General features: G+C 59.8%; 22 protein-coding genes. 13 read left to right on the top strand and 9 right to left on the bottom strand.

Annotation, left to right across the window (positions count from 1 at the left end):
- Positions 1 to 45: 45 nt before the first annotated feature.
- Both GA0061100_RS28350 and GA0061100_RS28345 read right to left on the bottom strand, forming a co-directional pair.
- Positions 46 to 1,104: a GSCFA domain-containing protein gene (locus GA0061100_RS28350; RefSeq protein WP_075856197.1), complete on the bottom strand. Its 1,059-nt coding sequence runs from the start codon at positions 1,102 to 1,104 to the stop codon at positions 46 to 48.
- Entirely contained in the window at positions 1,104 to 1,955 is an 852-nt protein-coding gene (locus GA0061100_RS28345; RefSeq protein WP_075856196.1) for a WcbI family polysaccharide biosynthesis putative acetyltransferase, read from the bottom strand. The genes GA0061100_RS28350 and GA0061100_RS28345 overlap by 1 nt, the downstream gene beginning before the upstream one ends.
- Positions 1,956 to 2,283: 328 nt before the next feature.
- On the opposite strand from GA0061100_RS28345, the gene GA0061100_RS28340 reads away from it, so the two are divergent.
- Entirely contained in the window at positions 2,284 to 2,940 is a 657-nt protein-coding gene (locus GA0061100_RS28340) for a DUF2161 domain-containing phosphodiesterase (protein WP_075856195.1), read from the top strand.
- 264 nt (positions 2,941 to 3,204) lie between these two features.
- On the top strand, positions 3,205 to 4,707 hold the full coding sequence (locus GA0061100_RS28335) for a DegQ family serine endoprotease (RefSeq protein ID WP_075856194.1): 1,503 nt from the start codon (positions 3,205 to 3,207) through the stop codon (positions 4,705 to 4,707).
- A gap of 58 nt (positions 4,708 to 4,765) precedes the next feature.
- Here GA0061100_RS28335 and GA0061100_RS28330 read toward each other — a convergent pair whose 3' ends face one another.
- Both GA0061100_RS28330 and GA0061100_RS28325 read right to left on the bottom strand, forming a co-directional pair.
- Complete coding sequence (locus GA0061100_RS28330; protein WP_075856193.1) at positions 4,766 to 5,719, bottom strand: diacylglycerol kinase catalytic domain-containing protein; 954 nt, start codon at positions 5,717 to 5,719, stop codon at positions 4,766 to 4,768.
- A 3-nt stretch (positions 5,720 to 5,722) separates the two neighbouring features.
- The gene (locus GA0061100_RS28325; protein ID WP_075856192.1) at positions 5,723 to 6,742 is read right to left on the bottom strand and encodes an SPFH domain-containing protein; all 1,020 of its coding nucleotides are present in this window, start codon (positions 6,740 to 6,742) and stop codon (positions 5,723 to 5,725) included.
- 110 nt (positions 6,743 to 6,852) lie between these two features.
- Between GA0061100_RS28325 and GA0061100_RS28320 the strand changes: the two genes are divergently transcribed.
- From GA0061100_RS28320 to GA0061100_RS28300, 5 genes are all read left to right on the top strand, one after another.
- Positions 6,853 to 7,560, top strand: coding sequence for an NUDIX hydrolase (locus GA0061100_RS28320; protein ID WP_143525554.1), 708 nt, complete (start codon positions 6,853 to 6,855; stop codon positions 7,558 to 7,560).
- Positions 7,561 to 7,748: 188 nt separating this feature from the next.
- A complete protein-coding gene (locus GA0061100_RS28315) occupies positions 7,749 to 8,378 on the top strand; it encodes a J domain-containing protein (protein ID WP_075856191.1) in 630 nt (209 codons plus the stop codon).
- Positions 8,379 to 8,609: 231 nt separating this feature from the next.
- Positions 8,610 to 10,100 (top strand): lipopolysaccharide biosynthesis protein, encoded by a 1,491-nt coding sequence (locus tag GA0061100_RS28310; protein ID WP_075856190.1) that lies wholly within the window; start codon positions 8,610 to 8,612, stop codon positions 10,098 to 10,100.
- A gap of 91 nt (positions 10,101 to 10,191) precedes the next feature.
- Complete coding sequence (locus GA0061100_RS28305) at positions 10,192 to 11,007, top strand: galactosyl transferase (protein ID WP_075856189.1); 816 nt, start codon at positions 10,192 to 10,194, stop codon at positions 11,005 to 11,007.
- A gap of 37 nt (positions 11,008 to 11,044) precedes the next feature.
- Entirely contained in the window at positions 11,045 to 12,115 is a 1,071-nt protein-coding gene (locus tag GA0061100_RS28300; RefSeq protein WP_075856188.1) for an acyltransferase family protein, read from the top strand.
- 9 nt (positions 12,116 to 12,124) lie between these two features.
- On the opposite strand, the gene GA0061100_RS28295 is transcribed toward GA0061100_RS28300, so the two are convergent.
- Complete coding sequence (locus tag GA0061100_RS28295) at positions 12,125 to 13,453, bottom strand: aminotransferase-like domain-containing protein (RefSeq protein ID WP_075856187.1); 1,329 nt, start codon at positions 13,451 to 13,453, stop codon at positions 12,125 to 12,127.
- 100 nt (positions 13,454 to 13,553) lie between these two features.
- On the opposite strand from GA0061100_RS28295, the gene GA0061100_RS28290 reads away from it, so the two are divergent.
- From GA0061100_RS28290 to GA0061100_RS28270, 5 genes are all read left to right on the top strand, one after another.
- Positions 13,554 to 14,531 (top strand): ABC transporter substrate-binding protein, encoded by a 978-nt coding sequence (locus GA0061100_RS28290; RefSeq protein WP_075856186.1) that lies wholly within the window; start codon positions 13,554 to 13,556, stop codon positions 14,529 to 14,531.
- 46 nt (positions 14,532 to 14,577) lie between these two features.
- The gene (locus GA0061100_RS28285) at positions 14,578 to 15,468 is read left to right on the top strand and encodes an ABC transporter substrate-binding protein (RefSeq protein WP_075856226.1); all 891 of its coding nucleotides are present in this window, start codon (positions 14,578 to 14,580) and stop codon (positions 15,466 to 15,468) included.
- Complete coding sequence (locus tag GA0061100_RS28280; protein ID WP_075856185.1) at positions 15,465 to 16,409, top strand: amino acid ABC transporter permease; 945 nt, start codon at positions 15,465 to 15,467, stop codon at positions 16,407 to 16,409. The genes GA0061100_RS28285 and GA0061100_RS28280 overlap by 4 nt, the downstream gene beginning before the upstream one ends.
- An 8-nt stretch (positions 16,410 to 16,417) precedes the next feature.
- On the top strand, positions 16,418 to 17,197 hold the full coding sequence (locus tag GA0061100_RS28275) for an amino acid ABC transporter ATP-binding protein (protein ID WP_075856225.1): 780 nt from the start codon (positions 16,418 to 16,420) through the stop codon (positions 17,195 to 17,197).
- A gap of 75 nt (positions 17,198 to 17,272) precedes the next feature.
- A complete protein-coding gene (locus GA0061100_RS28270) occupies positions 17,273 to 18,454 on the top strand; it encodes a M20 aminoacylase family protein (protein ID WP_075856184.1) in 1,182 nt (393 codons plus the stop codon).
- 171 nt (positions 18,455 to 18,625) lie between these two features.
- Here GA0061100_RS28270 and GA0061100_RS34935 read toward each other — a convergent pair whose 3' ends face one another.
- Complete coding sequence (locus tag GA0061100_RS34935; RefSeq protein ID WP_167459848.1) at positions 18,626 to 18,802, bottom strand: hypothetical protein; 177 nt, start codon at positions 18,800 to 18,802, stop codon at positions 18,626 to 18,628.
- Between the two features lie 156 nt (positions 18,803 to 18,958).
- Positions 18,959 to 19,969: a hydrogen peroxide-inducible genes activator gene (locus tag GA0061100_RS28265; RefSeq protein WP_075856183.1), complete on the bottom strand. Its 1,011-nt coding sequence runs from the start codon at positions 19,967 to 19,969 to the stop codon at positions 18,959 to 18,961.
- A gap of 341 nt (positions 19,970 to 20,310) precedes the next feature.
- Here GA0061100_RS28265 and katG point away from each other — a divergent pair, with 341 nt between their 5' ends.
- Complete coding sequence (gene katG, locus GA0061100_RS28260) at positions 20,311 to 22,503, top strand: catalase/peroxidase HPI (RefSeq protein ID WP_075856182.1); 2,193 nt, start codon at positions 20,311 to 20,313, stop codon at positions 22,501 to 22,503.
- Between the two features lie 81 nt (positions 22,504 to 22,584).
- Here the strand turns inward: katG and GA0061100_RS28255 are convergent, their stop codons facing one another.
- Together GA0061100_RS28255 and GA0061100_RS28250 are read right to left on the bottom strand one after the other, a co-directional pair.
- The gene (locus GA0061100_RS28255; protein WP_075856181.1) at positions 22,585 to 23,097 is read right to left on the bottom strand and encodes a DUF992 domain-containing protein; all 513 of its coding nucleotides are present in this window, start codon (positions 23,095 to 23,097) and stop codon (positions 22,585 to 22,587) included.
- Positions 23,094 to 23,438, bottom strand: a complete 345-nt coding sequence (locus GA0061100_RS28250) for a BON domain-containing protein (protein WP_075856180.1) — start codon at positions 23,436 to 23,438, stop codon at positions 23,094 to 23,096. The genes GA0061100_RS28255 and GA0061100_RS28250 overlap by 4 nt, the downstream gene beginning before the upstream one ends.
- Positions 23,439 to 23,451 lie beyond the last annotated feature (13 nt).

The following is a 23,451-nucleotide window of genomic DNA, read 5'->3' as shown; positions in this document are numbered from 1 at the left end:
CCGCATCAGCGGCCCTTTTTTCTTGCCTCGCACGATCCGAAAGCACTAAGCGCGGATGGCGTCGATCGCTTCCTCATCGCAGATGATATCCCGGCGCGTTGGCTCGATCGCCGCAGCTTGTGGCTCTGTGTTCCGCCGAACCACCTGCGATGGGTCGGAGGTGTAGTTCTTGACGAAACAACGCATCGCATGTGCGACGCCGCGTGAATTCACTTCGCGATAGTCGGCCTCATAATAGAGACCACCGGCATAACTCCCCGTGATGATCTCGTAGGATGGAAAGTAATCGACCCAATCAAAACGCGATACGACCTGATCGGCAACCACCCGCAGGACCGATTTGCTGTAGGTCGTCGACACAAGCACGTTCCTGTCTTCATAAGTGGCAATAAGGGGCACCGGGGAGACGGTCAGCAGCACCTTGATGCTCGGGTTCTTGTCCTTGAGCTTCTCCAGGAAAGCCAGGAGATCAGCCTCGACATCGGCGACCCCGAAATTGACGAATTCGTGCCGCTCCGGATCGAAAGAGCCGGCAACCACTCCCGGCGCAAGCGGAAACACGGAGCCATCGTCCCTGGACCGCCAAGCCTCGGTCAGACCAAGCGTGAAGACCAATACATCTGCCTCGGTGAAAACCGCGCGGACACTGGAAAGGTGCTTATGGCGCTCATCTTCCACCGCTTTGATCGTCTTGAACCCATCCGGCTCGATCTGCGGTCGATAGGGGTCGACATAACGCCCATCCTCGCGCAGCCATGCCTTCTCGGCAGGCTTTCTTTTCTCGAAAACCTCCTCGAACAGCTGGAGCAACTGCCGAGCGGTGTAGAGATTGCCGTAGCGCCCGGAGAAAACGCCGAAATTCCGGCGAGTGCGCTCATCCTCCGGCAGTCCCTCCCCATTTTCTGGAACGAAGTAGTGGAAACCGATACGCTGGAGCTGCCGGGAAATGTGCTGGGCGAAACAGCTGCCGGCCGTCGCGATCTTCGTCGCTCTGTTCAGGCGGAATTTCGGATTGACGACCGGATCGAAAAGATGCGTCTCGATCCGCGCCACGGATCGCCGCCAGAGCTGGTAATTCTCTATTCCGGCATAGGGGTTCGTCATCAGGCTGCCTCCGCCACGACTGCTTTGACCTTTTCATAACGCGCACGAACCGCCCCTTCGACGAGAATGGAGCCGGGTGGTAGCCGCGAATAGACGGCGAAGCTGAATTCGATGAACTGCTCCAGGGTGATGAGCCGATAGTCATTCGGCAGCTTGAAGAGATACGAGCCGCGGGCTCCAAAGGCCTCGGCAATCTCAGGATAGACCGGATAGCATGGCCCATTCAGGAGATTATCGGCTGGCATAAGCTCGCCATCGACAGGCTCGACCCCGAGCCGCTTCAGGAAGGCACGGGCAATATCGTAGATGCAATGAACTTTTGGATGGTTCACGGAATACATGAAGGCATCGCCACGAGACCACTGCGTGAACGAGGGCGAAATATCCAAACCATGCTCCGAAAAGTGCTTGAGAAGCTGCGCCCGCTCCTGCTCCCATCGCGCGAAGAAGCCGCAGCCTTCGAAGACATCCCGCCGGAAAAGCTTCCGGGTTGCCTCTATCCCGAGCCCGGCCTCGTATGCCGCCAGAACGATCATGGAATGATAGGACCCCATCGGGCCTTCGATCGGGCCACCCGAAAAGGCATAGCAAATGTCTGGATGATAGGCGTCGAAATTGATCGAGGGAATGAAATCAAGATTCTGCGCAAGGCCGAAATCGAAGTCGAGATTGCGGAACTGCGGATGGAGGACGACCCTGAAATAGCGGGGCAGTTCTTTCTTGTATTTTTCGATGTTTTTCCTGAATGCCCATATGTCCATTGCGTCGATATGAAAACGAGGGCCAAGAAGCTTCAGGGAATTTGCGAGACCGAATGTCTGGCAATTCGAGACCACAAGCCATGTTTCCATGCGAAAACCATCCCAACTAGCCACACGCGGACTTCGTACTATCCTATTGAAATACTGAACAATTACGCCGCTGGAATTTTCCCGGCACAGTGACGCGGTTTAGAAGCCCATTGTTTTATGGCGGGTTTGGCTTGTCTATATCGATGACGTCAGTGCTGGGTGAATTGCGGCAGAAGAGGCATCTTACGCGCACGGAATTCCCTGTTTGGTGAACCGGCCCGCAACAATGTCCAGGCTCGACTTTTGCTGCCCACATTCACGGCTTATCGACCTTCTGGTTAACCGAATCGGCTAATCTCGTAAGGATATGCAAAGCCCGGAGGCGGATTTGGAAACGGCGCTCTATCTCCCGATCAAGTCATTTCTCGAAGCCGCCGGCTATGCGGTCAAGGGCGAGGTCGGCGGCTGCGATCTCGTCGGGCTGAATGATGGCGAACCGCCCGTCGTCGTCATCTGCGAGCTGAAGATGAGCTTCAATCTCGAGCTGATCCTGCAAGCCGTCGACCGCGCCTTAGCCAGCGACGAAGTCTGGATCGCCGCGCGCGTGTCAGCAAAGGGCAAGGGGCGCGAAGGCGATCGCCGATTCCGCGATCTTTGCCGCCGGCTCGGCTTCGGCATGCTGACCGTCTCGGACAACGGCCAGGTCGATGTCATCGTCAGCCCCGTTGCCCCGATGCCACGCAAGAATGTGCGGCGCAGATCACGCCTTGTTGAAGAACATCGCCGGCGCAAAGGGGATCCGGCACTTGGGGGCAGCACGCGAAAGCCGATCATGACCGCCTATCGCCAGCAGGCCCTTGCCTGCGCCACCGCCATCGAAAACGGCGTGCAACGCCCGAAGGATATGCGCGAAGCGGCACCAAAGGCCCCGCAAATTCTGAGAGATAACGTCTATGGCTGGTTCGAGCGCGTCGACCGCGGCATCTACGCTTTGACAGATCTTGGAACGGAAGCGCTCAAGCGGTGGCCAGCGCCGCAGCCTTAAATATGGGAAAATTCCGGCTAACCAACATTAAATTCATGTAATATCTTAACATTTTGCAATATAAACATGATCAATATTTAATTTGTAAAAGACAACTGGCAGATCATATTAATCCTCAGCGCCAGTTCAGTTTTATACTTCGCTTCCCCAAAGTAACGGTGGGAAACAGGGCTCCCGGAACGAACTGACGCGGCTCCATTCGACGCCTGTCCCGGACATGGACAAGACGCCAATTCGCCAACAATCTCGCAAGGGACTTTTGCCATGTCATCTCTCCTCCGCAAACATCGTACTGCCGCCATCGTAGGCGCCGCCATCATCGTCGGCGCCGGCGCGTTGCCCTTTGCCTTCAGCACATCAGCAACCGTCGCTTCGGCCGCCGAACCGGCCGGCATCATCGCGCCCGGCGGCTCCTTCGCCCCGATCGTCGACGCTGACAAGCCGGCCGTTGTCACCGTCACCACAACCATGAAGGCGACCGACACCAGCGCCGACGGCAGCAATTCGCCGATGGACGAACAGTTCCGGCAATTCTTCGAAAATCAGGGCATCCCCTTCCCGAAGCAGATGCCGCGGCAGCAACAGAGCCAGCGCGCCATGGCGCTCGGTTCCGGCTTCATCATCAGCCCGGATGGCATCATCGTCACCAACAACCACGTCATTCAGAACGCGGTTGATATCAAGGTGACGCTGGATGACGGCACCGAGCTGCCGGCCAAATTGCTCGGTGCTGATGCCAAGTCGGACCTCGCCGTCCTGAAGATCAACGCGCCAAAGCCGCTCGCAACCATCGCCTGGGGCGATTCCGACAAGCTCAAGCTTGGCGACCAGATCCTCGCGATCGGCAACCCCTTCGGTATCGGCACGACCGTCACCGCCGGCATCGTTTCGGCCCGCGGCCGCGACCTCCACAGCGGCCCGTATGACGACTTCATCCAGATCGACGCCCCCATCAACCACGGCAATTCCGGCGGCCCGCTGGTCGATCGCGAAGGCAATGTCGTCGGCATCAACACCGCTATTTACTCGCCGAACGGCGGCAGCGTCGGCGTCGGCTTCGCCATTCCTTCCGACGAGGCCAAGGCAATCGTCGCCAAGCTGGAAAAGAACGGCTCGATCGATCATGGCTATCTCGGTGTCGCCATCCAGCCGGTGACCTCGGATATCGCCAATGCCATGGGCCTCTCGCAGACCCAAGGCGCGCTGGTCGCTAGCGTCAATGGCGATACGCCGGCCGCACGTGCCGGCATCAAGAGCGGCGATATCGTCACGGCGGTCGGCAATGAGACCGTCAAGACGCCGAAGGACCTGTCGCGACTGGTCGCCGATCTTTCCCCCGGCGACAAGCGCACGGTCACACTGTGGCGCGATGGCAAGAGCATGGACGTCAGTGTCACCATCGGCGGCAATGACGACAGCAAGCAGGCTGCCAATGATGCCGGCGATGGCAAGGTCCAGCCCTCCAATCAGCCGAGCATCGGCGTCGGCCTCGCCAATCTGACGCCCGACATGCGCGAGCAGTTGAACCTGCCGCATGGCGTCGAGGGCGCGGTCGTTGCCAGCGTCAATCCGGACAAGCCAGCCGCGGCTGCCGGCATACAGACCGGCGACATCATCGTCTCGGTCAACGATCAGCCGGTGCGCAATGCCCATGAGGTGCAGACGGCCGTTGCCAAGGCCGGCAAGGACGGCCGCAAATCCGTCCTGCTGCTGATCGAACGCAATGGCGACAAGACCTTCGTCGCCGTGCCATTCTCGGCCGCTTAAAAAGTCTGAGGCATTCTACAGTCGGCCCGCTTCTTTCGACGGAGCGGGCCGATTGCCGTTATGTCACCAGCAATCCCTGCCGTTCCGCAAGGCCGATCGTCGCCAGCGTGCCGGCATTGAAAGGCAGGAAGTCCGCCTCGATGCCATCGCTGAAGATGACGCCATGTTCTGCCATCTCGGACATCACCGTCATCGGGATCTCCGCTCCGATCTGCCCCGACACCAGCGAGACGCCCGTCGTACGGCTCGGAAACGGTTCCCGCACGAAATAGTGCAGGAAGTCTGCATCCCAGGGAAACGCGGCGTCGGCAATTCCCGCCGGCAGCTCCACGCCGCAGCTTGCAGCCGCTCCCGCCCAACCGGCATAGAGGCTTTTCAGCCATCCCGTCGATCCCATGCCCGTCGAAACGATGATGCCGCTCGACGATTGTCTTTCATGCCGTTCGCCGACCCGGAGATCGTAGCGAGCCGAAACATGGCTGCGCGGGCCGATGAAGAGGTCGTTGACCGCATAGAGCACTTCGCCCGTGTTGAGCGCGGCCTTGGCCATGCTGACCCGCTTCAGCGGCCGGCGCTGCGCCAGAGCTTCCGGCATCACCTTGCGAACATCCGCCGTCTGAAAGGGCAAAAGAACGCCATCCCACCGCTTCGGATCTGGATTCACCCCGACCACATTCTGACCGTCGAGATATTTCAGCGTATTGGCGACGAGGCCATCCTGTCCGAGCACCACGACGAGATCGTCGGCGCCGAAGATGAAGTTTGCGAGATAGCGCCGGTTGAGCGTCTGCACCCGGGCAACAGTGTGCAGGCTGGCTTCGACCTCCCGTACCGCCGCTCGATAGTGCTGCTGTTCCGCCAGATAGTCGCCGAAATCCGCGCCCAGATGTTCGACATAGAACTGCGCCTGCTGAACGGTGTTGAAGCGTGCGACGAGTTCGTCGAGACGGGTGTCGCGCACGATGAGCACGATCTTTCTGTCGTCAGCCTTTCCGCTGTTCGCGACGGGCATGGCTCACCCCCTTGCCTGCGGCTGCAACATCTCGCGCAGGAGATCGGGGGTGACGTTCAACTGGCCGATCTTGGTGGCGTTGTCGGCAAGATCGCGGAAGGCAAGTGCCATCAGCTGGCCGGGGTCCATGCCGACCGAAGCCAGCGCCTGCAGCATCTTGGGATCGGCATCGCCGAACGACTTCATCATGGCGGCAAGGCCATAGGCTTTCGCATCGGCCTCTTCGCGCGCATTGCCCGAGGCGAGAGCAACAAGCTCCTTGTTCTGCTCTTCAAGCGCGATCTTGCCGGTCATCTCTTCGCGGCGGATCTGCAGCTGGCGCTCCTGGACCGAGCGTTCAGCATCCATCTGCGCTTCGCGGACCTGGCGCTTCTTGTTTTCGACGGCAATCTCGGTCGCCAACTCATTCTCCTTGATGGTTCGTTCCTGCTCGACGCTTGCGTTGCGGCGGGCATAGATCGCCTCGTCGGCGCTGCGTAGCAGCGCTTCACGCGCACCGGCTTCCAGTGCCTTCGCGGTTTCGGGCTTTGGCTTCACCGCGAGGATCGACAGGCTCAGGAGCTCAAGACCCAGCGCCTGCAGCACCGGATGAGTGTGCAGTGTGGTTGCCACGCGTCCGACCAGCAGTTCGCCGGCAGCGAGCACTTCCTTCAGCGAAAGGGCCTGCACTTCGGCGCGCATGACGACCTGAACCTGGTCAATCAACCGCTGCGACAGCTTCTGCGGATCTTCCGAACCGTAAACGCCCTTGGCGTTGAGCGAGAAATCCAGCAGTTCCGCCGTCCGCTTCGGCTCGGCGATGCGATAGGTGATCTGCCCCTGAACCGTCACTTCCTGGAAGTCCGAGGTGACCTCCGGGAAGATGAAGGGCTCGTTGACGCTGGCCGTCGGTACCACGACCAGCGAGGTCGACGGTGCGAAATACCAGAACGAGAGCCCCGCGCCCTCGCGCTGTGGCCGGCCTCCTTGATACTGGATCACATACTGGGTCGGTTGAGCCTTGATGAAACGAAATCCGAACATGACTGCCTCCTGAAAGCGGCGTTGCAAACTGCGATAACGCGAACAAATACCACTTATTGTATTTTGTCAACTAAGTTAGTTGAAACTTTACACTAAGGATCGATCGCGCTATGTTTGCAGCCATGAACAACATCGAAGACCTTCATCAGAGACCGATCGTTTCGGTCGATCTCGCAATCTTCGCATTGACGCCGGACGGGCTTGAAGTTCTGCTAGCCCGACGCGGTGTGGAACCATTTACTGGTCACTGGGCATTGCCTGGCGGCTGGATTCATGTCGATGAAGATGAGAGCCTGGAGGCTGCGGCAAGGCGCGTGCTCAGCGACAAGACAGGCGTCGCGGCGCCCTATTTCGAGCAGGTCGGCGTTTTCGGGGATGCGGCGCGCGATCCCCGCGGCTGGAGCCTGAGCGTGACCTACATGGCATTGATCATGCCGGATGCCGTCATCCTGCAGCATGGCGGCAATGTCACGGATGCCGCCTGGCATCCGATCGCAGGCGAAGCGACGGCGCAGCCCCTCGCCTTCGACCACGCAGCCATCTTGAAGACGGCGATCACCAGATTGCGCAACAAGGTCGAATATACCACCCTGCCGGTACACCTCTTGCCGGAAGCATTCACTCTCAGCGAATTGCAGGCTGTCTATGAGCGGCTTCTCGGCCGCCTTCTCGATAAATCTGCCTTTCGCAAACGCATCGCGGAAGTCGATTTCATCGTGCCGATCGTCGGAGAAATGCGCCGCGCCAGCAATCGCCCCGCCCAACTCTATCGGCTGAAACAGGCACGCTCGACCGTCTTCTTCGACCGGACGATCTAGGCCGGCACATTTCCATGCACGAGACAGTTCGTCTTTGACATAGGCCTCTTTTTGTCCAAACTCTGCCTTTGTGATGGTACACATAGCGCCAGGGCCGATTGAAACAGACTGGCGGGAAGTTTAAACCGCGCAGGCGGTATCAACGGCGAGAGCCTTAAAAACAGGAATAAGCGGCGGCAGGAGTTGGAGTGACTGATCCATACGATATTCTCGGCGTTGCGCGCGATGCCAGCGAAGAGCAGATCAAGGCGGCCTATCGCAAGCGCGCCAAGGCGGCCCACCCGGATTCCGGCGGTGATACCGATGCTTTCGCGCGGCTGCAGAAGGCCTATGAGCTTCTTCTCGACCCCGTACGTCGCAAGGTGTTCGACGATACCGGTTATGATGTCGAACTGACCGATGCCGTCGACTTGCAGGCGCTGGTCGCCATTGAAAAGCTGATTACGGAGATGGTGCTGGACGAGCGTGAGCCGGGCAGTTTCGATCCCGTCGCCAAGATGCGTGCGAGCCTTCTGGAAGAAATTCGCAAGGCGAATTTCAGCAAGAGCGAGCTCGAGCGCCACTCCAACCGCATCGGCCTTCACCTCGACCGGCTGGGCAGGCGCCCCGGCAAGGACGTGGTCGGCCACATGCTGCGCGCCCGCATCAAGGCCATTGCCACCGCGATTAGCGAAACCGAAGCGAAGATCGGCGCCAGCGAACGCGCCTGCGACATGCTCGAAGGCTATCTTTACGAGATGAACGAGCCTCTGGATGAGGCGGATGCAGCTCCGGAAATCGAGTGGGACGAGCCAAGGGTCCGCTCGGCCGCGCAATAGAGACGGCGCTTTTTCGTCGCCCTGAGGAGACAGATTTCGCGTTTGCCTTGATCGCGGGATCACTTTCAGCAACGCAATGTTGCAATGCAACAATCCTCCCTAGACAAATCGAGGGGCTGGCCTAGATCAAGCATCCAACACGTGGTCCTGTTGCACCGAACGACGGCGCCGCGGCAATAGCGGGTGCCGGAGCTCCGGCGCCGATGACGGTCTATATGGCGAGGTATACGTTTGCTGGCTTCCGAAGCGGATGAAGTCGTCTTTGAACATCTGAGCGAAAACCGATCGCGGGCCGCATTGAGAGGTGCCTTCTGGTCGGCGCTGGATACGCTTATCCCGACGGCACTCAACAGCCTTGTCTTCGTCGTCACGTCCCGTTTTCTGCTGCCACAGGATTTCGGTCTGGTGGCACTTGCCTTCGCCATCGTCAGTTTCGCCTCCGGCTTCGGGCCGACGGCCTTCGGCGAGGCACTGATCCAGCAGAAATCCATTCGGCGCAGCCATCTCGATACGGTCTTCTGGCTATCCTTCGTCTCCGCAGCCATCCTTTATGCCGCGCTGTTTCTGCTTTCGCCGTTTCTCGCCCATTGGGTTGGGCATGACGATATCGTCAAGCTGCTGCTGATCATCGGCCTCAAGATTTTCTTCGACATGATGATCATCGTCCCCAACGCCCTGATCGGCCGGACGATGTCCTTTCATCTTGCCGCGGCCCGCACCGCGATCGCCACCTCCGTTTCGGCGGTTATCTGTCTCTCGCTGATTTTTGCGGGTTTCGGGCTCTGGGCGCTTGCGATCGCCCAGATCGCCGCACCGGCGGCTGCCTGCATCGCCGCTTTCTGGGGCGCAAGGTGGCTGCCTAGCTTCAGGGTAAAGCTCTCAAGCCTGCGCGAACTGTTGCATTACGGCATCTTCGCCTCTGGCAACCGCTTCCTCCAGACCATGAATCTCGACCAGCTGATCATCGGGACGCTGGTAAGCCCAGCCGCTCTCGGTATCTATAATTTCGCCCGGCGACTCTATGAGATGCTCAACAATGTCGTGGCGGGCGGACTGAATTCGGTCAGCCACGTGCTGCTCTCCTCGCTGCAGCACGATAAGGACAAAGTGCGCGAAGCCTTTCTCATGGCGACCTTCGGCTGCTCGCTGGTATCGTTCCCGGCCTTCATGGGACTTGCAGCGGTCGCAGATGATGCCATTCCGCTGATCTTCGGACCGCACTGGGCGGCCGCCATCTGGCCGGTTCGCTTCTTTTGCGTGATCGGCCTGATGGCCGGCATTGGGATCATCCAGGCCTCCCTGATCACCAGCCAGGGCAGATCCGACTGGTGGTTCTACTATCAGCTGGTGCGCAACGTCGTTTCGATCCTCACCGTTTTCATTCTCCACAAATATGGTGTCGCGACCGTCGTCTTCGGGCTCATGGTCGGCGTGCTGATGCTGTGGCCGGTGACGCTTTGGATGGTCTCGCGATTGATCGGTCTGAGCATCCTGGAATATTTCAGCCAGTTCCTGCGGCCTATAGCCGCCTATCTCGGCATGCTTGTCGTGGTGCTGGCAGCCTCGTCGGCCTTGTACGACCGCTCCCTCGCAGCACGTCTCATTTGCGAAGTCCTGGTCGGCGGCCTCACCTATTCGGGTCTCATCCTTCTCTTATGCAGGGAAAGGGTCCTCTTCCTCGTGCGGACGACACTGCAAGGTCGCCGTGCAAGGGCACAGTAGCAAGCATCGTGGCCATCGGATCGAAGCATGGCATTCCACATGGGGCCTTCGATCCCTGCGGTAGCAACAGCAAATGTCGGAAAGGCGCCTCATGACACTGGTTACGTTCATTATTCCCGTTCGCCATCAGGCCAATTCCAATGATTGGCCTGCGCTGAAACGGCGGCTGTCGCAAACAATCGCATCGATCGCCGGGCAATCCAACAATAACTGGCGCGGTGTGGTCGTCGCCAACGAAGGCGCCGATCTGCCCGATCTGCCGCCGAATTTTACGGCAGAGCGCGTAACCTTCCCGCCAAACCAGCTGCACGACATCGATGGCGCCGACCGCGAGAAGGTCTACGACGCCTTCCGGCTGGACAAGGGCCGCCGCGTGCTGAAAGGCATGCTTTCGGCGCGCGACACTCGTTTCTTCATGATCGTCGACGATGATGATTTCGTCAGCGCCAATATCGTCGATTTCGCCGCCAGAAATTCCGACGCCAACGGCTGGAAGATCGACCGGGGCTATCTCTGGAACGAAGGCGGCCGGTTACTGCTGCATCACAATGACTTCGCCAATTATTGCGGGACCTCGCTCATCATCCGGTCGGACCTCTACAAGTTGCCCGCGACCTTCGAGGATGCCGAGGTCGATTACATCAAATCCATGCTCGGCAGCCATGTGCGCATCGGCAAGCTGCTTGCCGACACCGGCGCCCCGCTCGGATCGTTGCCCTTCCGCGGTGCAATCTATCGGGTCGGCCATGCCGGCGCCCACAGCAAATCCTCCAATCTCATCAGGACCCATTTCCTGAACCGGTCGGTACTGACAAGTCCACGCCAGTTCCTGGGCAACCTTTCGCGGGTGCGCCCGCTCGATCGAAATTTGAGAAACGAATTCTTCGGCGCGCGTGCTGCGGGATAGCCGGGTGCAATCCTTCCGCTCAACGAGGTTTCGATCAATGCCGGCTGATGCAACGAAACATAGATACGCGGCCCTGGATGCGATGCGCGGCCTGGCGGCATTCGCCGTCGTCGTCTATCACCTCGACAGGCCCTATGCGCCTTCGGCCTATATCGCCGTCGATTTCTTTTTCGTGCTCAGCGGCTTCGTCATCGCCAGAGCGTATGGCGAAAAGCTTGCCAGCGGCATGACCGTGCTCGCCTTCATGAAGGCCCGCTACGCGCGTCTCTATCCGTTATTTCTGATCGGCAGCGTCTACGGCCTTGTACAATTGCTGCTGCATTGGCAGGCATCCGGTGTCGGGCGGGCCGATCTTGTCGCAAGCATCCTTACGACCGTATTCATGCTGCCTTCGCCGAGCTTTCTGACTCGTTCGGCGGGAGATATCTGGGCGCTCTATCCGCTGAATGGTCCAGCCTGGTCGCTGTTTTGGGAGCTGCTGGCCAATCTGGTATTCGCGTTGGTGCTTTTCAGGCTGAAAACGCGGAGCCTCGTCCTCATAGCCGCCGCATCTCTGGCAATGCTGATCGGTTCGGTCTTCTTCCACAAATCGCTCGATCTCGGCTGGGAATGGCGCTCGGTGGATGGCGGCTTTGCCCGCGTCTTCTTTTCCTTCACGCTCGGAATGATCATCTATCGGCTTAGAAACGTCGCAGCGCTCGGCCACACGGCGAATACTTATGCTGCCCTGCTGCCGATCGCGGCGATCCTAATCTTGCTGTTTCTTCCCACCTATTCGCTGAAATACGCGCTGGTGTTCTGCATCCTGATCTCGCCGCTCATCGTCCTTGCCGGCACGATGCTCGAACTGCCGGAGAAACTGCAGCGGCTCGGCATCTTTCTCGGCTATCTCTCCTATCCAATCTATATGTGCCATCGCGGTTTCACCGAGATCTACGGGCATCTGATGCCCAACATCCACTTGCCGCAGCCTGTCTACATCGCAATCTATCTCGTCGCGATTTCCATCATTGCGCTCATCTCGGCCAAGCTTGCGACTATCCTCGTCAAGTACGCTTTCCCCTGGAGGGAGGCGCCTAAAGGCGTGGGCGTGACCTCGAGCCGCTAGCGCTACCGTTCACGTATGGACGGCGGCAAGTGCGATGGCATCCGCAACATAGTCGCGCCGCTCGGAGAGCTTGGCCGTCGCGACACGCAAATGGCTGCTGGACAGGATCGAGAACTTGGCACCGGGATGCACTGCAATGCCCCTGGCAGCAAGCGTCACCATCGCGAAGGGCTCCGACGAGACCGGCACCCACGCGCACAGCCCCTCCCCATGTCGCGCATTGACACCGCGCTCACGAAGCGCACCGATGAGGCCTGCTCGGCGTTCTCGATAGGTCATGCGGGCATGATCGAGGCATGCCGCCGTCGCCGGATCGCGCAGCAGCCAGGCAGCCGCGGCCTGCAGTATGCGGCTGGTCCAGCCGGAGCTGAAGCTTCGATAGGACTGGATCTGGTCGATGATCGCCCGCGAGCTCGACAATACGGCGAGGCGCAGATCCGGTCCGTGCGTTTTCGAAAACGACAGGATATGGATGACCCGATCGGGAAAGAGATGCCCCATCGAATGGCGCGGCGCTGTCGAGATATCGGCAATACCATCGTCTTCCACGATCAATGTATCCTTGTCGCGAAGGATATCGGCGATCCTTGCCATGCGTGCCGGGCTTACGCTCTGGCCGGTGACGGAATGGATGCGCGGCTGAAAGATGAAAGCGACCGGGCGATATTTCAGCGCCTCTTCCAGCGAAGCCGGCAGCGGACCCTCATCGTCGCATTTCACTGGGACGATGCGGGCACCCCGATCTTCCAGAATATCGAGAAGCCGCATGCCCGTCGGGTCCTCGATCGCAACGGCGGCTCCCGGCATGACGAGGGCATTGATCAGCGTATAGACGGCATTGTAGCCGCCATTGGTCGCCAGAAATGCTTCTGGCTCGTAAGGCCAGCTTTTCCTGACTTCGCCTTCCAGTTCCGGCAGGATGCGATTGCGCTCGTAGCTGTTGAGATTTTCGGCCGAGGCACCGTAGGCCATCGCCGCCTCGAGCTTCGGGAGCAGCTGCACATCGGGAACGGCGGCCGTCAGGTTCAGGGCGTCACTGCCATAATCGCCGACGCTTGCGAGCCGCGCCGGCTTGGCGACAAAGCGGTCGCCGCTGACCCATGTGCCGTTCCTGCCGCGCCCGCTGATGATCTTCTGACGCCTGAGCTCGCTCCAGGCTTCGGACAGGGTTGCTGGGCTCACCCCGAGCACAAAGGCAAGATCGCGGATCGGCGGCAGCTTGGTGCCAACTGGCAGGGCGCCGGCGCGAATGAGCGCGCTCGTCTCGAGCGCTATGCCGCGGATGCTCCGATCGCTCAATTTTTCGGCAAACCATTTTGCATCCCGATCTTCGCTCATTTTCGCACCATTTTTAATGTTCAATAACGTAATAACATTTGATCGACTTATATTGAACATTTACTCGTTGAGAAAACAAGTTTTCCCGCGAGTGAATTTCATGCCCCTTACTCTTCGACTTGCTCTCCGCGACTGGGACTATATGACACCTCTGGTCCTGGGTGACGTCTCCTCCCCCAAGCTCGACATCAAGGTGGATCGCGTCGGCACGCTGATCTCGCATGTCGGCAAGAGCGATGCCTACGATGCAGCGGAAACCTCGTTCAGCCGTTACACGCAAATGCGCATCGATGGCGACGAGAGTGTCGTCGGCATTCCGAACTTCATCATGCGCGGCTTCCGCCATCGCTGCGTCATCACCACAAAGGACAGCCCGATCACGAGCTTTGCCCAACTTGCCGGCAAGCGCATCGGCGTCACCGGCTGGCGCGACTCTGGCAATACCTGGACGCGCGCAGCACTTCGCCGCGAAGGTGTCGGCGTCGAGGATGCCATGTGGTATGCCGGCCGCCTTACCGAAGCCCATCCGATCACCGATCGCCTCGACGGTTTCGGCCGCCCCGGCCGCATCGAGGCCGCACCCGGCGAGAGGCCGATGGTGGACCTTTTGAAGGAAGGCCTGCTCGACGCGATCTTCACGCCCTTCATGCCGGACGGCTATTTCGCCGGCAATTCCGGCTTCCGCCAGGTGCTTTCGGATTTTCGCGGCGCCGAACATCGCTATTTTGCCGATGTGGGCTATGTACCGGGTATGCACCTGATCGGATTGAAGGCGGAGTTTGTCGCCGAGCATCCCTGGGTCATGGCCGAACTCAGCGCCCTGATCGATGAATCGCAGCGCATGTGGCTCAGCAAGCGGCGCAAATATGCCGACACGACACCCTTCATGCTCGATGAGCTGCTGAAATCAGCGACAGAACTGCCCGAAGGGTGGGATGCGAGCGGCTTTGCCGTCAACCGGAAGATGATAACAGATTTCGCTGGGGAGCTGCATGTGCAGGGTATCCTGCCGCGGCTGATGACGCCGGAGGAGCTGTTTCCGTTCGACGTCGACGGCAGCCGGACGAGCGCTGCCTGACCACCGACTGAAAAATCAGAGACACAAAGCAAAAAGGGGAATGAACATGTCGCTGAAGAAAATGACCTACGTCGCCCTGGCAAGCCTGATGATGTCGGGCGCCGCCTTTGCGGAGGATGCCAGCCTGCCGAAACTTTCGGTCAACAAGGACCTGCAGGCCAAGCTGCCGGAAGCGATCCGCACATCGGGCAAGATGATCTCCGTCAACAACGGCTCTTTCCCTCCCTATGAAATCGTCACCGGCACCAAGCTGACCGGTGCCAGCGCCGATCTGACCGACGCGATCGGCGAAGTGCTCGGCGTGAAGATCGAGCATGAAAGCGTCAGCGGCCTGCCCGCCATCCTCGCGGGCATCAATTCCGGCCGCTATCAGTTCGCCTTCGGCCCGATCGGCGATTTCAAGAGCCGTGAGGAAGCCAATGACTTCGTCGACTGGGTGCAGGAATTCGTCGTCTTCGCAGTCCAGAAGGGCAATCCGAAGGGCATTACCTCGCTCGATAGCGCCTGCGGCCAGCGCATCGCCGTCATGGCCGGTGGGTCGGCAGAAAAGGTGATCCAGGTGCAGGCCGAGAAGTGCAAGACCGACGGCAAGGGTGCGATCGAGGTTCAGTCCTTTACCGATCAGCCAAGCTCCATCCTCGCCGTCCGCTCGAAGCGTTCCGACGCCTTCTTCTCCTCGCAGGCCCCGCTCACCTATTTCGTCTCGCAGGCCAACGGCCAGCTGGAACTGACCGGCGTCGGCCAGAAGAACGGTTTTGAGGATCTCTATCAAGGCGCTGTCGTGCCGAAGGGCTCGCCGCTTGCTCCGATTTTGAAGGATGCCGTCAAGCTTCTGATGGATAATGGCACCTACGCCGCCATCATGAAGAAATGGGGCCTTGAGAACAATATGATCAAGGAACCGGGTATCAATCTTGGCGGGATGTTACCGAAATGAGCACGAATACCAAAGACATCGCATCGCCACCTGGCGATGCGGCGGAACGGGATGTGGCGAATGCCCACACACCGTTCCCGATGGGCCGTGTGGCAGCCTGGGTCGTCACGCTTGCGATCGCGGCCTATTGGGCGTGGTCGGTTGCCCACAATGAGAATTTTGGCTGGCACGTCGTCGCGCAATATTTCTTCGATCCCGTCGTCATCAGCGGCCTTTATGTTTCGCTTGGCTTGACTGTAGTGGCCATGGTGCTCGGCATCGTGTTCGGCCTGCTTTTGGCGATCGCCAGGCTGTCGAAAGACACGCTGGCAAGCACGCTTGCCTCCCTGTTCATCTGGTTCTTCCGCGGCACGCCGCTGCTCGTGCAGCTGATCTTCTGGTACAATCTCTCGACGCTCTTCCCGACGCTGTCGATCGGCATCCCTTTCGGCCCGACCTTCGTCAGCTGGGATACGAATTCCGTTATCAGTCCGATGACGGCCGCAATCGCCGGCTTGGCGCTCAATGAAGCCGCCTATATGGCCGAGATCATTCGCGGCGGCTTGCTTTCCGTCGACAAGGGCCAGTTCGAAACCGCCGAAGCCTTCGGCATGACGAGAATCCGCGCTCTGCGCCGCATCATCATCCCGCAGGCCATGCGCTCCATCGTGCCGCCCACGGGCAACCAGCTCATCAGCATGATCAAGGCGACCTCGCTCGTCAGCGTCATCGCCATGGCCGACCTGCTCTATTCGGTGCAGTCGATCTACAACCGCACCTTCGAAGTCATCCCGATGCTGCTCGTCGCCGTCATCTGGTATCTGCTGATTACCTCGGTGCTGAACATCGGCCAGAGTTATATCGAGCGTTACTATAGCCGAGCCGACCGACGCACCGGCGCGACGAAGCTTGCAAAGGAGAGTGCGCCGGCGCTCGTACCGGCTCAGGAGGCGGGTCAATGAACGCTCCTATGAACTCAATCGTCAATGTGAGCCCGCTGGTACAGGCGCGCAACGTCCACAAGTCCTTCGAAAATCTTGAAGTGCTGAAAGGCATCGACCTCGATGTGACGCCGGGCGAAGTGGTCGTCATCCTCGGCCCGTCCGGCTCCGGCAAATCGACCTTCCTGCGCTGCATCAACCATCTGGAATCGATCAATCGTGGCTCGATCGAAGTGGATGGAGAGCAGATCGGCTACCGGCTGAACAAGGGGCGTCTGGTCAAGCTGTCCAATCATGCGATCGCGCTGCAGCGGCGCAAGATCGGCATGGTGTTCCAGCAATTCAACCTCTATCCGCATATGACGGCGCTGCAAAATGTCATCGAGGCGCCGATCGGCATCCATGGCGAAAGCCGCAGCCAAGCGATCGAGAACGCGCTGGCGCTGCTCGACCGTGTCGGGCTTTCGGCCAAGGCCAATAATTACCCGCGCCAGCTTTCCGGCGGCCAGCAGCAGCGTGTGGCAATTGCCAGAGCCTTGGCAATCAAGCCGAAGCTGATGCTGTTCGACGAACCGACTTCGGCGCTCGATCCGGAATTGGTCGGCGAGGTGCTGTCGACCATGCGCGATCTCGCCAGCCAGGGCCTGACGATGATCGTCGTCACCCACGAGATCGGTTTTGCCCGCGAAGCGGCCGACCGCGTCGTCTTCATGGATGGCGGCAAGATCGTCGAACAGGGCAAGCCCGAGGATGTGATCGGCAATCCGCAGCATCCGCGCACCAGAAGTTTCCTGTCGCGCTTCATCTAGCGCGGCAGCTCCATCATCAGTGAAGCCTGTACGCTCTATGGCGGACGGCGGCTCAAGCGAACCATTGGAATAGCCATGACCCTCGACAACGATTTTGCCCGCCTGTCGGACTTCGAGCCGATGAAGGCCGAACTGACCGGCATCCGCCAGCATCTGCATGCCAATCCCGAACTTTCCTTCGAAGAGGCGGAAACCGCGCGCTTCGTCGCCGAGAAGCTGGAAGCCTGGGGTTATGAAGTCACGCGCAATGTCGGTGGCCACGGCGTCGTCGCGCGCATGACTGTTGGAGCCGGCAAGAAGAGCATCGCCATCCGCGCCGATATGGACGCCCTGCCGATCACCGAGCAGACCGGCGCCACCTATGCCAGCAAGACGCCGGGCAAGATGCATGCCTGCGGCCACGACGGTCACACGACTATATTGCTCGGGGCTGCCGAATATCTCGCCCGCACCCGCCGCTTCAACGGCACCGTGAACCTGATCTTCCAGCCGGCCGAGGAAGCGGGTGCCGTCAGCGGCGCACCCGCAATGATCAAAGATGGCCTCTTCGAACGCTTTCCCTTCGACGTCATTTTCGGGCTGCACAATCACCCCGGCGCGCCGGAAGGCACCTGGTTGCTGCGCTCCGGCCCGCTGATGGCGGCAGCCGATACGGTCGAAATCACCATCACGGGCAAGGGCGGCCATGCCTCCCGCCCGCATCTGACCATCGACCCTGTCGTCGTCGCCTGCAACCTCGTCGTCAGCCTGCAGACGATCGTTGCCCGCAGCGTCGACCCCACGCAGACGGCCGTCGTGACCGTCGGTGCTATCCACGCCGGCGAGGCTTCGAACGTCATTCCGGAGAGCGCAAAGATGCTGCTCACCGTCCGCTCCTTCGATCCGAACGTGCGTGAATTGCTCGAGACCCGCATCCGCAAGCTGACAGAATCCATCGTTGACGGCTATGGCGCGAGCGTCGAGATCGACTATGTGCACGGCCATCCGGTCGTCGTCAACTCCGAGAAGGAAACGGAATTCGCGCGCATGGTCGCCGAAGAGCTCGTCGGCGCCGACAAGGTCACCACCTGCGGCCTGATCCCCGGCAGCGAAGATTTTTCCCATTACCTGGAGCACAAACCCGGCAGCTTCCTGCGCCTCGGCAATGGCTTGAATTCAGCCATCCTCCACAGCGCCAAGTATGATTTCGCCGACGAAAGCCTGACCGCTGGCGCCGCCATGTGGGCACGGTTGACCGAGCGCTATCTCGATGCCTGAAGCAATTTCGGGGACCAAGTTTCCCTGAAGCCGGCCAAATGAACGACAGCCCTGGCAATAAGCCGGGGCTTGTCCGTTTTCTGGATGGAATGGAAATGGTGGATACCGGGCTATGCCTTCAACAGCATCGCGTGCCCCGCGAGCGCCGTGCGATTGCCGTCTCCAAAAATACTACTTATCGAGGGATGCGAGACTATCGGTCGTTGCAGGCGCAGTATCTGCCGACGTTTCAGCCCGCAGCCCGGTTTCCAGCTGCACATTCTGAGTCTGCATCACCCGCCACTCATTTTCGAGGCGATCAATTACATACGTAGGAATTTCATTTCTTACGTTTTCAAACTCTTGCATCACGACCTCCATTGTCATGCGTCACTGGCATGACATGGAAGAGTTTCTTTGTAAATCAAGGCATTAAATTATTTAAACGATTAAAATATTTTCAATCGTTTGAAATATCCCAGCCTGTGGAAAAGATTCGAACAGCGTTAACACGGGATGCGAGCACTACCGGCGCGACGCTGGGTCATCGACGGCACCAAAGCCTGGGCGTCGAGCAGCCGGCAGGTGTAATCGGCCATTGAGCTCCAGATCCTGCGCACGCCAGATCGAATCATGTTGCTCGCGCATGGCGTCGGCCGCTTCGCGCACCACTTCGGAAATCTGCAGGAGCTGTTTGGTCAGAGGGCTCGTCCTGCGCCAGATCATGCCGATCGTTCGCGACGGCTGCGGACTTTGGAAACGCACGGTCGAAACCGAGGCTGAGCGCGTTTCCACAGCAACCGCCATCTCCGGTATCAGGGTGACGCCGATGCCGGCGCTGACCATCTGCACCAGCGTCGACAGCGAACTTCCATCCATCAATTCCCGTGGGAGCGCCGACTGTATATTGCAGAAGGAAAGCGCCTGGTCACGGAAGCAATGCCCCTCCTCGAGCAACAACAGCCGCATTTCGCGAAGCGCTTCCCGGTTGGGCACTGGCTTGCCCTCATCTTCGCTTGGCCGCACCAGCACGAAGTTTTCCGCAAACAGCGGCACTTCCGTAAGGGATGCCTCGGAGATGGGTAAAGCCACGATCGCCGTATCCAGCCTCCCCTCCTCCAATTCCTCGACCAATTTCGAGGTCAGGGTTTCGCGCACATGAATATCAAGCCCGTCATAGATGCGGGAGAGATTGCCGATGATGCTCGGCAGCAGATAGGGCGCGACCGTCGGGATAATGCCAATACGCAGCCTACCCACAGGCTGATTATGCGACGCGCGGGCAAGGTCTCCCAGTTCGTCGACCGAGCGCAGGATGTCGCGGACACGGATCGCGAAGGCCTCCCCGAAATTGGTCAACCGGACCTGGCGCGCGCCTCTTTCGAAGAGGTTCGTGCCGAGCTGCTCCTCCAATTCCTTGATCTGCATCGACAAGGCGGGCTGAGAGATCGCGCATAGATCGGCGGCGCGTCCGAAGTGGCCGAGCCGGGCCAGCGCTTCGAAATAGCGAAGCTGTTTAAGCGTGAAGTTTGCCATAAGCCCACCTTATCGCACCAATCAGGAAATCCAACTTAAATTAATGGAAAGCCTTGGCTATAGTGCCGCAGCAGAGATGAGATGCGGCCGCCTGTCACATGAAGCTCACATTGAGAGCATTGACTGCGTTCAGTTCATCGATGCACGGGCCGGTCGGAAGGCAGGCTACCCAAGCTTTGCCTGCTTCCGCGCCTCCGTTTCATGCGAGGCCAGAACAACGAGAGATTCATGCGTCTGACATGTCGCTGCCATACCCGTTTTAGAACCGGGCCACTTCCCGGCGGGCTGGCAAAGCTCCTTCTCCGGTCATCACAATTCAAATCATCGTAAGGGAGAAAATTATGGATACGAAAGTCGAAAATGCCGGCAAGTGTCCGTTTCCGCATGGAAACACGAGCGTTTCGGCCCGTTCGAACCGCGACTGGTGGCCGAATCAGCTGAACCTTCGGATTCTTCACCAGAATTCGGCCCTTTCCAGCCCGATGGGCAAGGCGTTCAACTACGCTGAGGAATTCAAGAAGCTCGATCTGGAGGCCCTGAAAAAGGACCTCACCGCCCTTATGACGGATTCGCAGGAGTGGTGGCCGGCTGACTTCGGTCACTACGGTCCGCTGTTCATCCGCATGGCCTGGCACAGCGCCGGCACCTACCGAACGGGCGACGGCCGCGGCGGCGCTTCCTCCGGAACGCAGCGTTTCGCGCCGCTCAACAGCTGGCCGGACAACGTCAATCTCGACAAGGCCCGCCGCCTGCTTTGGCCGCTCAAGCAGAAATACGGCAACAGCATCTCCTGGGCTGACCTGCTGATCCTGACGGGCAATGTCGCGCTGGAATCCATGGGCTTCAAGACCTTCGGCTTCGGCGGCGGTCGCGAAGACATCTGGGAGCCGGAAGAAGACATCTACTGGGGCGCGGAAGATACCTGGCTCGGCGACAAGCGCTACAGCGGTGACCGCGATCTGGAAAACCCGCTCGCAGCCGTGCAGATGGGCCTCATCTATGTCAATCCGGAAGGCCCGAACGGCAATCCGGACCCGCTCGCAGCTGCCCGTGACATCCGCGAAACCTTCGCCCGCATGGCCATGAACGACGAAGAAACCGTGGCTCTCATTGCCGGCGGCCACACCTTCGGCAAGACCCATGGCGCTGGCGATGCCGCCCATGTCGGCCCCGAGCCGGAAGCAGCCGGTATCGAAGAACAGGGCCTCGGCTGGAAGAACAGCTTCCGCAGCGGCAAGGGCGGCGACACGATCGGCAGCGGGCTCGAAGTCACCTGGACCTCGACGCCGACCAAGTGGAGCAACAACTTCTTCTGGAACCTGTTCGGCTACGAATGGGAACTGACGAAGAGCCCGGCAGGCGCTCATCAGTGGGTACCGAAGCACGGCGCCGGCGCCGGTTCGATCCCGGATGCACACGACAAGTCCAAGCGCCATGCCCCGTCGATGCTGACGACCGATCTCGCCCTGCGCTTCGATCCGGCCTATGAGAAGATCTCTCGCCGCTTCTTCGAAAATCCGGACGAGTTCGCCGATGCCTTTGCCCGCGCATGGTTCAAGCTGACCCACCGCGACATGGGTCCGCGCGTGCGCTATCTCGGCCCGGAAGTGCCGAGCGAAGAGCTCATCTGGCAAGACCCGATCCCGGCTGCCGGTCACGGATCGATCGATGCCGGCGATATCGCTGCCCTCAAGGGCGAGATTGCCGCATCGGGCCTGACAATCCCGCAGCTGGTCTCGACGGCCTGGGCTTCTGCTTCTACCTTCCGCGGCTCCGACAAGCGCGGCGGCGCAAACGGCGCTCGCATCCGTCTTGCGCCGCAGAAGGACTGGGAAGCCAACCAACCGGCCCAGCTCGCTTCCGTGTTGCAGACGCTCGAAGGCATCCAGAAGAAGTTCAACGATGCCCAAGGCAAGAAGGTATCGCTGGCCGACCTAATCGTTCTCGGCGGCTCGGTCGCGATCGAACAGGCCGCCAAGAAAGCCGGCCATGACATGGTCGTGCCCTTCTCTGCAGGCCGCACGGATGCGACGCAGGAACAGACCGATGTCGAGGCCTTTGCCGTTCTCGAGCCGATCGTCGACGGTTTCCGCAACTACCAGCGGCGGGCCTACACCGTCTCTTCTGAAGAGCTGCTGATCGACAAGGCACAGCTGCTGACGCTGACGGCTCCGGAAATGACGGCCCTCATCGGCGGCCTGCGCGCACTGAACGCCAACGTCGGCCAAAGCCAGCACGGCGTCTTCACCAAGCGTCCGGAAACCCTGACCAACGACTTCTTCGTGAACCTGCTCGACATGGGCACGGAGTGGAAGGCGGTTTCGGACGCCAAGGATGTCTTCGAAGGCCGCGACCGCGCGACCGGCGACGTGAAGTGGACCGCAACGCGCGCCGATCTCGTCTTCGGCTCCAACTCGCAGCTGCGTGCGATCGCCGAAGTCTATGGCCAGGCCGATGCCGAGAAGAAGTTCGTGCAGGACTTCGTTGCTGCATGGACCAAGGTCATGAACGCCGACCGCTTCGACATCGCTTGAAGTGACTGAATAACAGGCCCGGACGCGATCGAATTCAGGTCGCGTCCGGGCATGAGGTGATTTCCAAACGCACTACGGACTTCAGCGGGCAGACTGCAGTTGCAGGCGCGAGACGCCGGCTGCGACGTTCAGGCCAGTTCCCGCTTCCGCGCTCAACGGTTGCAGGGCGAAATTCTTGGAATTGCCGCCCACCAGAGCATTCGCGCCGAGGCCAAGGCCTACGGAAGCGCCCGCCGAAGCACCGACATAGGTGCCCGCCAGAGCGCCGTCGCCGACACGCGTCGGCGCGGTATTGACGACGACCCAGCTCAGATAGGTCTTGCGGGTGACCCCGATATCGATGCCAAGCTTGCCGATCGTTCCGGTATAGCGTTCAACTCTGCCAGTTCGCTGCTTGAAAGTGCAGCTGATCGCCTTGTTCGACCCGATGATCATGCCGACGCCACCGGCGACCTCGCAGGACAGCGTTCCGAGCCTTTGCTTCGGCTCGGACACCACTTGTGTCGACTGCCTTTTGGAATGGGTGCTGGCAGCGGAAGCCGCAGAACCAAAGGCGACTGCAATTGCCGCGGTCGCTATAATGAATTTTTTCATGACGTCTCCTTCGGCGTTTTGGGCGCCGCGGTCTGCCCGGACGGCGCGGGGGAATTCGACAGGTCGATCTGCGGATGGCTGAAAGGGTCGCGATCAGCCCGGAGGGTGATGTTGCTGACGATGCGGGTCCTGACATATCCGGAAGCTATCGCAATGGCCTGCTGTCGCGCTTCATCGTTCGATGCCACGCCGGAGAGAACGATTGCGCCTTCAATGGCGGCAACATCGATATGACAATCCTCAAGTCCTTCGGCATAGGCGATGAGGCAGCGGATCGCCGCACAGGTTGCATAACGATCCGACGATGTCGTCAGCGATGGGGACTTGGCCAGGAAAAGCATTGGAAGCCTCGAT

The organism is Martinezella hainanensis, from assembly GCF_900094555.1.
GTDB lineage: Bacteria > Pseudomonadota > Alphaproteobacteria > Rhizobiales > Rhizobiaceae > Rhizobium > Rhizobium hainanense.
This window is presented reverse-complemented; position numbering and strand designations above follow the sequence as displayed.

Bases quoted from the DNA above. Each gene is read 5' to 3' on its own strand.
- GA0061100_RS28350 (WP_075856197.1), bottom strand. From the start codon at position 1,104: ATGACGAACCCCTATGCCGGAATAGAGAATTACCAGCTCTGGCGGCGA.
- GA0061100_RS28345 (WP_075856196.1), bottom strand. From the start codon at position 1,955: ATGGAAACATGGCTTGTGGTCTCGAATTGCCAGACATTCGGTCTCGCA.
- GA0061100_RS28335 (WP_075856194.1), top strand. From the start codon at position 3,205: ATGTCATCTCTCCTCCGCAAACATCGTACTGCCGCCATCGTAGGCGCC.
- GA0061100_RS28330 (WP_075856193.1), bottom strand. From the start codon at position 5,719: ATGCCCGTCGCGAACAGCGGAAAGGCTGACGACAGAAAGATCGTGCTC.
- GA0061100_RS28325 (WP_075856192.1), bottom strand. From the start codon at position 6,742: ATGTTCGGATTTCGTTTCATCAAGGCTCAACCGACCCAGTATGTGATC.
- GA0061100_RS28320 (WP_143525554.1), top strand. From the start codon at position 6,853: ATGTTTGCAGCCATGAACAACATCGAAGACCTTCATCAGAGACCGATC.
- GA0061100_RS28305 (WP_075856189.1), top strand. From the start codon at position 10,192: ATGACACTGGTTACGTTCATTATTCCCGTTCGCCATCAGGCCAATTCC.
- GA0061100_RS28300 (WP_075856188.1), top strand. From the start codon at position 11,045: ATGCCGGCTGATGCAACGAAACATAGATACGCGGCCCTGGATGCGATG.
- GA0061100_RS28295 (WP_075856187.1), bottom strand. From the start codon at position 13,453: ATGAGCGAAGATCGGGATGCAAAATGGTTTGCCGAAAAATTGAGCGAT.
- GA0061100_RS28290 (WP_075856186.1), top strand. From the start codon at position 13,554: ATGCCCCTTACTCTTCGACTTGCTCTCCGCGACTGGGACTATATGACA.
- GA0061100_RS28285 (WP_075856226.1), top strand. From the start codon at position 14,578: ATGTCGCTGAAGAAAATGACCTACGTCGCCCTGGCAAGCCTGATGATG.
- GA0061100_RS28280 (WP_075856185.1), top strand. From the start codon at position 15,465: ATGAGCACGAATACCAAAGACATCGCATCGCCACCTGGCGATGCGGCG.
- GA0061100_RS28275 (WP_075856225.1), top strand. From the start codon at position 16,418: ATGAACTCAATCGTCAATGTGAGCCCGCTGGTACAGGCGCGCAACGTC.
- GA0061100_RS28270 (WP_075856184.1), top strand. From the start codon at position 17,273: ATGACCCTCGACAACGATTTTGCCCGCCTGTCGGACTTCGAGCCGATG.
- GA0061100_RS34935 (WP_167459848.1), bottom strand. From the start codon at position 18,802: ATGCAAGAGTTTGAAAACGTAAGAAATGAAATTCCTACGTATGTAATT.
- GA0061100_RS28265 (WP_075856183.1), bottom strand. From the start codon at position 19,969: ATGGCAAACTTCACGCTTAAACAGCTTCGCTATTTCGAAGCGCTGGCC.
- katG (WP_075856182.1), top strand. From the start codon at position 20,311: ATGGATACGAAAGTCGAAAATGCCGGCAAGTGTCCGTTTCCGCATGGA.
- GA0061100_RS28255 (WP_075856181.1), bottom strand. From the start codon at position 23,097: ATGAAAAAATTCATTATAGCGACCGCGGCAATTGCAGTCGCCTTTGGT.
- GA0061100_RS28250 (WP_075856180.1), bottom strand. From the start codon at position 23,438: ATGCTTTTCCTGGCCAAGTCCCCATCGCTGACGACATCGTCGGATCGT.